Source organism: Streptosporangium subroseum, from assembly GCF_900188345.1.
GTDB lineage: Bacteria > Actinomycetota > Actinomycetes > Streptosporangiales > Streptosporangiaceae > Streptosporangium > Streptosporangium subroseum.
Genome location: NZ_FZOD01000003.1, coordinates 122,202 through 134,668, shown reverse-complemented (window position 1 = coordinate 134,668; position 12,467 = coordinate 122,202). Strand labels below are relative to the sequence as shown.

Sequence of the window (12,467 nt, the reverse complement as noted above, 5' to 3'; positions counted from 1 at the left end):
GCGGTCTGACTCTCATCCTTTGGGAGGAATTTCGAACGGGTGCCTCAACCTGGAGCCGGAAGGCACGTCGCGCCGGACGTACCACTCGGTGCCGAAGATGAGACGGTAGAACGGCTCGGGGACCTTGAGCATCACTCCCAGCGTGCGGGTGTCCGCACCGGTGGCCTGGGAGGCGTGGGCGGCCATGCTCGCCCGCTTCTGGCGGGCGAAGCGCCGCACGTTGACCCGGTGGGTGATCGTCTCGCCGGGGGAGTAGGCCCGTTCGAAGGCCCGGACGTCGAGCCGGGGGTAGAACCTCCGGACGAGTTTGAGGCCCTTGAGCAGGGGGTCGCGGTTGACCGTCGCCTCCAGCACGATCGGGGTCTCCGCGATCTCGGCCGCCCGGCCGCCCACCCGGTGCACCTGGACGTGGTCGGGGTGCCCGTAGCCCCCCGCGGGATCGTAGATCGTCAGCAGGTCGGCCCGCTCCTCGGTGAGGATCGCTGCGAGCCGCCGGGCGGCCTCCTCGCCGTCGGCGTCGATGAAGGCGTTGTCCGGACGGTCCTCGGCGACCCCGCCGCCGGGCGCCAGACCGGAGTCGCCGTAGCCGAGGTTGACCACCCGGGCGCAGCCGAGGGCCGCCGCCGATCGGTAGAGTTCGGCGATCCGCGCGGCACCCAGCGCCTCACCGGGTTCGAGGTCGGCCTGCCCGCGCTCGCCGGAGGTCGCCACGACGAGGACCACCCGGTGCCCCTCGGCGGCGAGCATCGCCATGGTGCCCGAGGTCAGCAGGGCCTCGTCGTCGGGATGGGCATGGAAGAACACTGCTGTCCTGACGGTGCTGATTGGGCTCACTCCGTTCGCGCGGCTCGGATACGCCCTGACGGGCACGCAGGCATGATCTCATGCGGGGCTACGCTGGCACGGTGAGGATCCTCCACGTCAGTGACTGTTACCTGCCGCGTCTCGGTGGGATCGAGGTGCAGGTCGGCGATCTGATCCGGATGCAGCGCGAGGCGGGCCACGAGGTCGAGGTGGCGACCGCCACCCCGGGCCACGCCCTCCCCGGGGTGCACAGGATCGTCGCGAAGCTCCCCTTCGACCTGCCCGTTCATCCTTTCGGGGTCGGCCACCTGCTGCGGCTGATGAGGGCCCGGCGTCCCGATGTGGTGCACGTGCACACGGGGGCGGTCTCGCCGTTCGCCTGGATGGGGGTGCGCGCGGCCGTGCGCGTGGGGCTGCCCGTGGTCGTGACCGTGCACAGCATGTGGGACCCGATCACCCGGATCGTCTATCGCGGGCTGCGGCTGCTGTTCGAGTGGCACCGCTGGGGGCTGGTGGGCACCGCGGTGAGTGAGGCGGCGGCCCTGCGGATCCGCTCGGTGGCCGGGCGCAGGGTGCCGGTGCACGTGATCTCCAACGGACTGGATCTCTCCGGCTGGCGCTCCTCGGGTGCGGCGGAGTCGGTCGACGCGCTGCGGCTCTCCGACCCCGAACGGCCCTCCGAGGCGGAGGCCGCCGATCCCGTGGACGCTTCCGAGCCGGTGCGGTCTTCCGATCACGCGCGGCCCGAGCCGGTACGGTCCTCCGATCGCGTGCGGCCGGTACGGCCCGGCGATTCCGGGCGACCCTCCGACCCCGTACGGCAGGAGCGGGGCGATGAGCCGGTGCACATCGTCGCCGTGGGGCGGCTGGCACCACGCAAGCAGCCGATCCGGCTGCTCAAGCTGCTGAGGGAGGCCCGCGCCCAGGTGCCGCAGGAGACGCGGATGCGGGCCACCATCGTCGGCGACGGCCCCGCGCGCTCGCAGATGGAGCGCTACCTCCGCGCCAACGGCATGAACGGCTGGGTCTCGCTGCCCGGCCGTTACAGCCGTGACCAGATTCATGAGCTGCTCGCCTCGGCGGACGTGTTCGTCGCGCCGGCGCCCCGGGAGTCCTTCGGGCTGGCGGCCCTGGAGGCGAGGGTGGCGGGAGTCCCGGTGGTGGCGCGGACGCAGAGCGGGGTGGCCGACTTCGTCAGGCCGGGCAAGGAAGGGCTGCTCGGGCGGAACTTCGACGCCCTGGTCGCGTCGGTGGCCAGGCTGGTCCGCGACCGTGAGCTGCGCGAGTCGATCGCGGCGCACAACCGCGAGACCGAGCCCGTACGGAGCTCCTGGCCGGTGGTGCTGGAGGGTTTCGAGCGCTGTTACGAGCAGGCCCGCACGATCAGGACCTGACGTCCTCGCCCGGCCCCCGCACCACGAGAAAACCCAAGAAATGTCTCCCCGCCCCGACCCTCGACCGCAGGCCTGCAAGATCGCATAAGCCCTCGAACACGGGATACCTAGCGACACCGCCGCCGATCGCACCGAAGCCCCAGCATGGACGAGCCTCAACAGCTCATCCCGCTCCGCGCCAATCCCCTCCGACAACGACATGGTCGTCGCAACTCCTCAGATCGAGATGTTGCGACGACCACGTGAACCCAAGCACGGCAGGGGCTCTCCGCGTATTCGGTACGGTCGCCGCGCCGCGCTGCCCCCCGCAGGCGGAGCGGCGACCGTACCTCGGGTGCATCCTGTCACCAGGAGGCACGGGTCTTACTGCGAGCAGGCCTTGACGAGGTTGGTGGTCGCCTCCTGCATCTTCGCGCCCACGCCGCTGAGGGCCGTGGCGGCGGCGGCCGGGTCGTTCGGGTCGATCTTGATCGAGCCGAACGACGTGGCGAGGTCGTTGAGCGCGGTGGCCACATCGCCGTCGGCGGTGCCCGCCAGCGACTTCAGGTCGGCGGAGAGCTTGGCGGTGGCGTCGTTGAACTTGCCCAGGTCACTGGCGCCGGCCGCGGCGGCGGTGGTGTAGTCCGTGAAGGCCTTCGTCCACGGGGCGTCAGTGCAGAACGCGCTGTTGGTGGACCCGCCGCAGGCCGCGGTCATCGAGACAAGAGCGATCCCCGCGAAGGCGAGGGAGATACGGCGGGAGGAGAGAGCGCTGAACATTTCTGCCTTTCATTGCATTTGGTGACAGACAGAACTTTAGAAAAGCACTCTTGCGGATCGCTTTCACGGCACTTACAGAAGTGACCCCTGTGACTCGGTGTGATGTTCTCCCTCCGGTGGGTAAGAGGGGGGTATGGCTGAGGCGATCATCGATTCAGGTTCCGGCCAGCACTCGCTCAAGCGGGTGATCGGCCGCAGGGTGTTACTGCTGTTCGTGGTGGGTGACATCCTCGGGGCGGGGATCTACGCCCTGGTCGGGAAGGTCGCCGGCTATGTCGGCGGGGCGCTGTGGCTGCCCTTCCTCGTGGCCTTTGTGCTCGCCGCGTTGACGGCGACCGCCTACGCGGAGCTCGTCGGGAAGTATCCCCAGGCCGCCGGAGCCGCTCTTTACGTGAACAAGGCGTTCAACATCCCCTTTGTCACCTTCATCGTGGCCTTCGCCGTGCTGATGAGCGGGATCACCTCGGCGAGCGCCGCGGCGCGGGCGTTCGGGGGCCGTTATCTCGCCGAGTTCGTCACGCTGCCGGTGATCGTCGGAGCGTTCATCTTCCTCGGCCTGGTGACGCTGGTGAACTTCATCGGCATCTCCGAGTCCGTCAAGGTCAACGTGGTCCTGACGGTCATCGAGGCGTTCGGCCTGCTGGTCATCATCGCGATCGGGGTCTACGCGCTGCTGTCCGGCCAGGGCGAGCCCGCCCGCGCCCTGGAGTTCCACCCCGCCAACGGCGCGTTCCTCGGCGTCCTGGGCGGTACGGCTCTCGCCTTCTACGCGCTGCTCGGCTTCGAGGATTCGGTCAACCTCGCCGAGGAGTCCAAGGATCCGCAGCGCGACTTTCCCCGCGCACTCTTCGGTGGGCTGATCGTCGCGGCGGTGATCTACGTGGCGGTCGCGTTCACCGCGACCATGCTGGTGGACACCAAAACGCTGACGAGCTCGACCGGTCCGCTGCTGGAGGTCGTCAAGGTCGCCGGGTTCGCGTTCCCGCCCAAGCTGTTCGCGCTGATCGCGCTGCTGGCGGTGGGAAACACCGCGCTGATCAACATGCTCATGGCCTCACGGCTGGTGTACGGCATGGCGCGGGAGGGGATCGTGCCGAAGGTCTTCGCGGCGGTTCATCCGACGAGGTCCACCCCGTGGGTGTCCATCGTGTTCACCGTGGGCATCGCGGCGGTGCTCGTCGCGACCGGCGATGTGGGCAACCTGGCCGACACGACGGTGCTCCTGCTGCTGTGCGTCTTCACGATGGTCAACGTGGCCGTGCTGATTCTCCGCAGGGACCGCGTGGAGCATGACCACTTCCGGGCGCCGAGCTGGATGCCCGTCCTGGGCGCGCTGGTCTGCCTCGTCCTGGCGCTACCGATCACAGGCCGGGGCGGTGACGTCTACCTTCGCGCGGGGGTTCTGATCGCGATCGGCGTGATTCTCTGGTTCGTCAACCGGTTGTTCTTGTCAGAAGGGGAGCACTCGTCCTGAGGGCGTGCGCAGGTCGAGAGAGATCGGCTGGCGAGGTGGTCGAGGTTTTTGGGTGATTAATACCTTTTTCATGCTGTACTCCCTCTTTGTTGGAGTTTGAGAGAGACTACGTCAACCAACCGACGTTTTCGAAGCCTTTTTGATGACCGTGTGCCGGTTCCAGGTAAAATCTTCCAAGCGGCGCGGGCCGGTGCAGGGTGATCGCGGTAGGCAGGGCGAGCGGGCGGGTGCGCTCAGCGCCGGAGCAGGAAGCTCGCTTCGTCGTCCCCCGTGCCGAGCGAGCCCACCGCCCACAGCGTGCCGGTGCCCGGCACCCGGGCGACGCCCACGCGGCCGACGTCGTCGGTCTCGTCGTACTGCTGACCCTCCGCATAAGCCCGGAACAGTGGGCCGTACTCACGCGACCACCTCCTGCCGTCGAAGTGAAGGAAGAGCGGTTGCCCCGCGTGGGCGGCGTCGATCCCGCTGATCCAGAGGTCACCGGGGCCGATGGCGGTGACGCCGTGCAGGGTTCCGCGGGAGACCGGCACCTCCACCCGGGTCCACCGTGATCCGTCCCAGTGCAGGACCAGCGGCTGCGCGTACCGCACTTCCGGGTTGTCCGGTCCGGCGGTGATCTCCCCGACCGCCCACACGTCGGAGGGCGAGATCTGCCAGATCCGGTTGAGCCCGCCTCCGGGGATCTCGGGCGTCTCCGTGTTGTCCCACGTGCCGTCGTCGGTGCCGTGCCAGATCAGCGGGGTTCGCCTCTCGCTCACTCCGACGGCCCAGACGTGCCCTGCCCGGGCGGTGATCGCCCCGAGGGTCCCCCCGGCGGCGTTCAGCACGTTGTGGAACTCCCGTTCCTTCCACTCCAGGATGACCCCTCCGGTGGGGCCGTTCCCGGCGAACCATGACTTTCCGCCGTCCGTGGCGACGCCGTCCAGCCGGTAGTCCTCCGTCACCCCGAAGGGCCGCTGCCGGGTCCAGCTCTGCCCGTTCCAGTGCGCGGCGAACGCGTTGCGGCCGTTGCCCACCACCCACACGTCGTCCGGCCCGCTCGCGCCGACCCCCTTCAGATGGAAGGCGCCCGCCGGCAGCGCCACCTCGCGCCACCGGCTCCCGTCCCACCGGAGGGCGGCGGGCGAGCCCTCCCGATCCTCGGCGCTGTCCTGGTATCCGATGGCCCAGGCGTCCCGGGGCCCGGTCGCCGCCACGTCGAGCAGTGCGGCGTTCCCCGACAGCCGGGCGCCCTCGGCGGTCGCCCACGCGGCGGAGGCGGCGACGGCCCCGGTGGCCGCGGGACTCGCCGCCGGGCTCTGGGGGGATGCCGGGCTCTGGGAGGAGGGATCCTGGGAGACCGTACGGCTCGGCGCGGGCGTGGGCGCCGCCGCACGGCCCGCACCGCACGCGGCTGTCAGAGACATCCCGAGGACCGCGACCGTGATCACGCGCAGGTTTCCCATACGGCCATTCTTTCAGCAGGTTCCCCCGTTGGATTAGCCCCGCGTGTGTGGGGCACCTGTGACATGAGAGGGGGAAAACCGATGTCGGATATTCCGAATAATTCGGGATTCCATGTGCGAGCGGACACACGCGGGCGCTGCACGACCCTGCATGCGGCGGGTGCTCTGGACTACGGATCCTCCCCGCTTCTGAAGGAGCAGACCGACGCCGTCCTGGAAGCGATGGACCATCCCCGCCTGGTGATCGATCTCACCGAGGTCACCTTCTGCGATTCGACCGGCTACGGCGTGCTGATGTATGCCCTGACCCACGTGCGGAGACTCGCGGGCACGCTGATCCTGGTGGGCACCTCGGCCGTCATGAGACAGCGGCTGAACCGTCTCGGAGTGGGGGAGCTGTTCGACACCCGCAGTACGGTCGAAGAGGCGATCAACGCGTTCCCCGCCCCGGGGTGAAGGCGCTGGGAGGGATGTTCCACGCCCGCGCCATCAGATTGACCTGTCCCATATGAGAAAGTTGCAGGGCTGGGAAGGGCAGGGCAGAAAATTGGACACGTCCATTGAAGATGGGCCGGAGTCGGCTTTCACCGCCACCTCGGGCCTGCACGGTACGACGCTCGTCGTGCGGGCGAGCGGAGAGCTGGACTACTGTCACACGTCGGTGCTGCGGGCGGAGCTGGGCAGGGCATGGGAGGGGCTGCGGTCACCGACCCTGATCCTCGACCTCTCGGCTCTCACCTTCTGCGACTCCTCCGGCATAGGCGAGCTGCTCCAGGCACGTCACCACGGTCTGGAGGAGGGGGTCCGGCTCATCCTCACCGGGGTCCAGGGCAATCTGGCACGCCGGCTCAACCTCGCCGGGCTGACCCAGGTGTTCGAGGTGTTCCCCTCCTTGACGGAGGCGCTCGAGGTCGCCTGAGACATTCCGGGAACGCCGGAGGACGCAGCTGAACGGGGAAGCGGGATCCTGCCCGCCACCAGGGGCGCGAGGGAGACGACGGGCTGAGTCGTCCGGTCGCCGCTCCCTGAACCGGTCCGGTGGTGAGGCCCGGGTCGCGGTCCGGAATAACGAGATGACGGGTGGGGTTGGCGCGGTCATGGAGCCGATTACACGTGGACGCGTTCGGGTCGAACGCGGGGCCAAGAGAATAAGGGCCTTCCTCGGCGGCCGGGCGATCGCTGACACCACCCGGGTGCTGCTGGTGTGGGAGGTGCCCTACTACCCGACCTACTACTTCCCCCGGGAAGACGTCGCCGTCGAGCTGAAGCCCAATGGCCGGAGCACGCACGTGCCCAGCCGCGGCGACTCGCTGCTCTACGACGTGGAGGGCGTGGTCGACGCCGCGCTGGCCTATCCGGCCTCCCCGATCGAGGAGCTGCGCGATCACGTCCGGCTGGACTGGGAGGCGATGGACGCCTGGTTCGAGGAGGACGAGGAGGTCTACGTCCACGCCCGCGATCCCTACACGCGGGTGGACATCCTGCCTTCCTCCCGTCGGGTCCGGGTCGAGGTCGACGGCGTGACCGTCGCCGACTCCCACAACCCCCGGATCCTCTTCGAGACCGGTCTGCCGCCGCGCTACTACGTGCCCAAGACCGACGTCCGCCTGGATCTGCTGACTCCCACGGACACCGTGAGCAGGTGCCCGTACAAGGGGGAGGCCGAATACTGGCGGGTCAACGGCCACGCGGACCTGGCCTGGTCCTACCGGACCCCGTTGGAGGAGAGCCATCGCATCGCCGGGCTGATCTCCTTCTACAACGAGAAGGTCGACATCTACGTGAACGGTGTCATCCAGGAGCGCCCGAAGACGAAGTTCGCCTGAGATCGTCCGCCCGCCGGTCCCCGGCCGGAGGGCCGGAGCGGGTCGACGCCGAGCTCCCCGGTGCCGCCGCACAGCGTCGTCCGGCCGGCCGCGCGCCGGCCGGAAGACATGACCCCGCCCGGGACGGACCGGCACGTCACGCCAGGCGGCCGACCGCTTCGGGCGGAGATCGACGGCGCCTCGGCGAAAATTCGACGCGGAGGATCTCCTGGGGGCGCTGGGAGGCGAGGGTCTCTCGCGGCGCGGAAAGGGAATCCCCCGCGACGCCGGAAGGCGTCAGAAGGGGAGCGTACGGCCTGAGGGGCTCCGAAGATCGAGGGGCACAGGCTCACGAGGCGGACGCGGACGTTGGACGACCTGGATCCTTTTCACGATGCCGCTCCATTCTGGGCTTGCATCACCGGGTGTTACCCATGTGAAGCCCAAGAATCACCTATCTGCGTATCACATGAAGCACACTAGCCACACGTTCCGCGGCTGTGGCGACATCCTCGGCATGCCCGATGCGGCCGGCCCAGGACAACCAGAACCACCACTCGCCGTCGTCCTCGTAGGCGGCGAGGACGTCCTCGGTCCGTGCCGGAGCCATCGGGTTGATCACGTGGAGGCGTGGAAACAACCCCGCCGGCGATCTCAGGCACACCTGGAAGGCGTGCGCCTCCAACTGTGCGGCCAACCGCTGCAGATGGTCGACGGCCTCGCCGCGCTCTGCCATCATCCCGATCACTCCTGGCGGACGCTGGGACATGCTTCTCTGCAGAGTGCGGTTTTATGACAGATCGGGCAATCGGCCTTTCCCCAATCGGGGGCGGGATCAGTGGAATAGACAGGAAACTCCTCGGTGTTCCGTGGGAAAACCACGAATAAAGGGAATGCAATGCACAGGCGCGCTAACGCTGTGGTGCGTCCTCGTTAACCTTGTGTAACTTGTGCAAACAGCGACTGGAGGGGTGCCGTGGCCCGAGGTGAGCATTCGCCCGCATGTGCACGACGATGGCGTGAGCAGGCGGAGTCCAGGCAGTGGACTCCCTGGCAGACCGCCCAGGCCATCCACGGCTGCTGCGGGGTGAGCCTTCTCAAGGCGCACCGGCTGGCTAGGGGATGGTCGGCCAGACAGTCCGTCCAGGAGCTGGAGGAGCTCTGCGAGCGCCAGGACCTCGGTGAGGCCCGGGCCAGCATCGACCTGCTCAACGCCTGGGAGAACAACCGGGCCAGACCGCGACCGCAGACCATAGACCTGCTCGCCCGGCTCTACCGGGCCAACTCGGTACGGCTCGGCCTGGCCGGCGACTACTGCGAGGACGACGGCGGGGTCAAGGTCGTGGTCGTCTCGGGCGGCGAGGGCCGCTCGCCGTACCAGACGGAGGACCGGGTCGACGACGACATGGAGCGTCGCGCGCTGTTCCACCACGCGCTGCTCGGCTCCCGGTTCGTGATGACCGGGCGGCTGCTGGCCGAGGTCGAGCGGACCCGCCAGGACATGGACCGCACGCTCGCCGTCGCCACCGTCTCCGAGGAGCAGCTCGACCGGCTCGACGAGCAGGTGCTGCGCTACCGCCGCGAATACATCACCAGCGCGCCGCTGCCCATGCTCTACCGGATGATGCTGGAGCTGTCGGACGTCCGGATGCTGTCGGCGGCCCGGCAGCCCGCGGTGGCCCAGCGGCGCCTGCTCAACGCCACCGTGATGCTGGCGCTGCTGTCGGCGGACGCGTTGATGAAGCTCGGCGACACCCGCCAGGCCCACGCCTGGTACGGCACCGCGCGCACCGCCTCCGACGACATGGGCGACGTGCGGCTGCGCGCGCTCGTCCGCGCGCAGCAGGCGATGCTCCCCTACTACTACGGCGACCTGGCCGAGACCGTACGGCTGGCGCGCGAGGCCAGGATGCTGGCGGGGAGCGCGCCCAGCTCCCCGGCGGCGCTCGGCGCCGCGGCGGAGGCGCGGGCGCTGGCCCACATGGGTGAGCACAAGGCCGCCAGGGTCGCGCTGGCCGAGGCCGAGCGGATCTTCGCCAGGATGCCCCCCGAGGGCCACGACCACCTGGCCTTCCGCTTCTCCGAGCGACGGCTGCAGTTCTACCGGATCGGCACCCTGATCGAGCTGGGCGAGGAGGTCGACTGGACACCGGGCCCCTCGGGTCCCTACGCCATCGACCCGGTGCTCATCCTGCTCGACCAGGCCGTGCACCTGGTCCGCGACGGCAAGGTCGAGGACGCCTGCAACCTGGCGGAGAAGGCACTGCTCCAGGTGCCTCCCGAACATCGAACCTCCATCGTGCTCAACCGCGCCCAGTCGCTGCTGTCGGAGGTGCCGTCCGGCAAGCGCAAAGCGGCGGCGGTGCGCCGCCTGACCGATCTGCTCGGCGACGCCACGCCGGTCAGCTGATGGGCTCCCTCGCGGAGGAGGCGTTCACGGTTCTGCGCGAGGTCTGCGAGGACCTCGGGATCGACCACAGGGACGCCGAGTTGCTGCGGGTGCGGAGCAACGCCGTTTTCAAGCTGCGCAGCGAGATCGTGGTCAGGATCGCCACCGCGCCCAACGCGCTGACCCGCCTGCCACTGGTGCTCGCGGTGGCCCGCTGGCTGGCCGAGCAGGGGTTCCCCGCGGTGCGCCCGGCCGACGAGATCTCCGACCAGCCGGTGGTGCACGAGGGCAGGGTCGTCACGTTCTGGCACTACGTGCCGGCCAGCGGCCGCCCCACCACCACGGAGCTGGGCGAGATCCTGCGCAGCCTGCACCGGCTGCCGGTGCCGCCGGTGGCGCTGAAGAGGTTCGCCGACCCGCTGTCCGAGGTACGCCGGGCGGTGGACCGCTCCCAGGAGCTCACTCCCTGCCAGCAGGGCTGGCTGCGCGACCGCATCGCGGAGCTGACCGACCGCTGGTCGGACCTCGGCGTGGACGGTTCCCCGGTGCTGTTGCACGGTGACGCCTGGATCGACAACCTGCTGCGCTGCACGGACGGCCACGTGGTGCTCTGCGACTGGGACGGCGTGGCGGTGGGCCCCCGCGAGTGGGACCTGGTCCACACCTACCACGGCCAGCGCCGCTTCGGCCTGACCGCCGCCGACGTGGACGCCTTCGCCGACGCGTACGGCAGCGACCTGCGTTCGTGGCCGGGTTACTCCACCCTCATGGAGGTCCGGGACCTGTACGCGGTGGGCATTCACATCCGCAACGCCGGAGCCGACCCCTTCTCCCGCCGCGAGCTGCCCCGGCGGATGGACTCCCTGACCCGAGGTGAGAAACATGCCCGGTGGTACATGGCCGAACCCGTTACTGTCTCCCAGTAAAGATCTTTATACGGGGGCAAAGCATGCCAAAGGTAACGCTGCGCAATACCTTCCATGTCGGTAACACTCCGGAGGTGCTCCGCGCGCACCTGAGCCAGCCGCAGAGCTACGTGGGGCTCTCGCCGCTGGTGGTCGCGGTCCAGGACGTCGAGCAGGGCGAGGGCGAGACGCGCTACACCTCGATCGAGCGGTTCAGGTTCTTCGGCCTCGTCAAATACGACAACAGGATCAAGGTGACGCTGCGGAGCACGCCGCGGACCGTGGAGGGCGAGGTGAAGAGCCCGGGAGGGGTGCGCCTGGACTACCGGTTCACCCTCACCGAGAAGGCCGGGGGGACCGAGATCGAGGACATCCTCGTGGTGCACGCGTGGATCAGGCCGTTGCTGGGCTACGCGGCGAGAAAGGCCCGCGAGGTGCAGCTCGCCCGTGCCGGGGTCCTGGCCTCGCGCCTGGGCTGAGACTGGTCGTCCCGGCCCGGGCCACGCCGGTCCGGGCCGGGGCGGTCTGAGCCACGGTGGTTCGGAGCAGGGCGGTCCGGGCCGGGGCGGCCCCGAGCAGGGCGGCGGTCCGGAGGCCGTGCCGGTCCGGGGCGGGACGGTCCGGGCACAGGCGGCCGGGCGGGGGCGGTCCGAGCCGGAGGCGGCCTAGGCTGGGTGCGTGAGAGCGCCCACGGTCGCGGGGAAGGTGATGGCCATCCTCGGCGCGTTCCTGCCCGGTGACGTACGGCTGACGCTCACCGAGATCTGCCGCCGGGCCGAGCTTCCGCTGGCCACCGGGCATCGGCTGGTCAGGGAGCTGGCGGACGGCGGGTTCGTGGAGCGGTTGCCCGACGGGACCTACCGGGTCGGGATGCGGCTGTGGCAGATCGGGAGCCAGGCGGCCGAGCCGCGGGAGCTGCGCGAGCTGGCCCTGCCGTACATGGAGGACCTTTACGTCGCCACCGGCGAGAACGTCCAGCTCGCCGTGCTCCGCGACGACCGGGCCCTGTACGTGGAGCGGCTGCGCGGCCCCAGGTCCGTGCCGATCCTCTCGCGGGTGGCGGGGGAGCTGCCGCTGCACGCCACCGGGGTCGGCAAGGTCCTGCTGGCCTTCGCGGCGCCCGAGACGGTGGATCGGGTGCTCGCGAGGGAGCTCACCGTGCACGCGCCGAACACGGTGGTGGATCCCGTACGGCTGCGGGCCGAGCTGGAGGAGATCAGGCGGACCGGGGTGGCGTGCACCCAGGAGGAGATGTCGGTGGGCACCTGCTCGGTCGCGGTGCCGGTGCGCCGGAGCGCGAACGAAGTGGTGGCGGCGCTGTCGCTGGTGACCTGGCGGCACAGCGCCGACCCCCGGCGGCTGGCGCCCGCGGTGCTGACCGCGGCGAGCGCGCTCTCCCGCGACCTCGCCGCGACGTACCGCTGACCGTCACGACGTTCTCCGCCGAGTGGTGCGGCCGGGGTGCTTTCCGCTGACCATCGTGCTCACGGAG

13 protein-coding genes are annotated in these 12,467 nt (G+C 69.6%); 9 read left to right on the top strand and 4 right to left on the bottom strand.

The features are described 5' to 3' along the window. Positions 1-12 precede the first annotated feature (12 nt). Positions 13-804 (bottom strand): PIG-L family deacetylase, encoded by a 792-nt coding sequence (locus CHC08_RS04350; RefSeq protein ID WP_089205846.1) that lies wholly within the window; start codon positions 802-804, stop codon positions 13-15. A 101-nt stretch (positions 805-905) separates the two neighbouring features. Here CHC08_RS04350 and CHC08_RS51200 point away from each other — a divergent pair, with 101 nt between their 5' ends. Then, positions 906-2,198 (top strand): glycosyltransferase family 4 protein, encoded by a 1,293-nt coding sequence (locus CHC08_RS51200; protein ID WP_245878115.1) that lies wholly within the window; start codon positions 906-908, stop codon positions 2,196-2,198. A 363-nt stretch (positions 2,199-2,561) separates the two neighbouring features. Here the strand turns inward: CHC08_RS51200 and CHC08_RS04335 are convergent, their stop codons facing one another. Next, on the bottom strand, positions 2,562-2,957 hold the full coding sequence (locus CHC08_RS04335) for a hypothetical protein (RefSeq protein ID WP_089205845.1): 396 nt from the start codon (positions 2,955-2,957) through the stop codon (positions 2,562-2,564). A gap of 133 nt (positions 2,958-3,090) precedes the next feature. Between CHC08_RS04335 and CHC08_RS04330 the strand changes: the two genes are divergently transcribed. After that, positions 3,091-4,431 (top strand): APC family permease, encoded by a 1,341-nt coding sequence (locus CHC08_RS04330; RefSeq protein WP_089205844.1) that lies wholly within the window; start codon positions 3,091-3,093, stop codon positions 4,429-4,431. A gap of 233 nt (positions 4,432-4,664) precedes the next feature. Here CHC08_RS04330 and CHC08_RS04325 read toward each other — a convergent pair whose 3' ends face one another. Further along, positions 4,665-5,876 carry a hypothetical protein gene (locus CHC08_RS04325; protein ID WP_143653106.1) on the bottom strand — a complete coding sequence of 404 codons (1,212 nt, stop codon included), beginning with the start codon at positions 5,874-5,876 and terminating at the stop codon, positions 4,665-4,667. Positions 5,877-5,990: 114 nt separating this feature from the next. On the opposite strand from CHC08_RS04325, the gene CHC08_RS48010 reads away from it, so the two are divergent. From CHC08_RS48010 to CHC08_RS04310, 3 genes are all read left to right on the top strand, one after another. Further along, positions 5,991-6,332 carry an STAS domain-containing protein gene (locus CHC08_RS48010; protein WP_179281878.1) on the top strand — a complete coding sequence of 114 codons (342 nt, stop codon included), beginning with the start codon at positions 5,991-5,993 and terminating at the stop codon, positions 6,330-6,332. Positions 6,333-6,384: 52 nt separating this feature from the next. Beyond that, a complete protein-coding gene (locus CHC08_RS04315) occupies positions 6,385-6,795 on the top strand; it encodes an STAS domain-containing protein (protein WP_089205841.1) in 411 nt (136 codons plus the stop codon). Between the two features lie 154 nt (positions 6,796-6,949). After that, the gene (locus tag CHC08_RS04310) at positions 6,950-7,702 is read left to right on the top strand and encodes a DUF427 domain-containing protein (RefSeq protein WP_245878114.1); all 753 of its coding nucleotides are present in this window, start codon (positions 6,950-6,952) and stop codon (positions 7,700-7,702) included. A 433-nt stretch (positions 7,703-8,135) separates the two neighbouring features. Here the strand turns inward: CHC08_RS04310 and CHC08_RS04305 are convergent, their stop codons facing one another. Continuing rightward, the gene (locus CHC08_RS04305) at positions 8,136-8,420 is read right to left on the bottom strand and encodes a hypothetical protein (RefSeq protein ID WP_089205839.1); all 285 of its coding nucleotides are present in this window, start codon (positions 8,418-8,420) and stop codon (positions 8,136-8,138) included. Between the two features lie 237 nt (positions 8,421-8,657). Between CHC08_RS04305 and CHC08_RS04300 the strand changes: the two genes are divergently transcribed. The 4 genes from CHC08_RS04300 (at position 8,658) to CHC08_RS04285 (ending at position 12,400) form a co-directional block, all read left to right on the top strand. After that, positions 8,658-10,091, top strand: coding sequence for a helix-turn-helix domain-containing protein (locus CHC08_RS04300; RefSeq protein ID WP_089205838.1), 1,434 nt, complete (start codon positions 8,658-8,660; stop codon positions 10,089-10,091). Continuing rightward, entirely contained in the window at positions 10,091-10,996 is a 906-nt protein-coding gene (locus CHC08_RS04295) for a phosphotransferase enzyme family protein (RefSeq protein WP_245878113.1), read from the top strand. The genes CHC08_RS04300 and CHC08_RS04295 overlap by 1 nt, the downstream gene beginning before the upstream one ends. Before the next feature lie 23 nt (positions 10,997-11,019). After that, complete coding sequence (locus CHC08_RS04290; RefSeq protein ID WP_089205836.1) at positions 11,020-11,454, top strand: SRPBCC family protein; 435 nt, start codon at positions 11,020-11,022, stop codon at positions 11,452-11,454. A 199-nt stretch (positions 11,455-11,653) separates the two neighbouring features. Next, on the top strand, positions 11,654-12,400 hold the full coding sequence (locus tag CHC08_RS04285) for an IclR family transcriptional regulator (protein ID WP_239513776.1): 747 nt from the start codon (positions 11,654-11,656) through the stop codon (positions 12,398-12,400). Positions 12,401-12,467 lie beyond the last annotated feature (67 nt).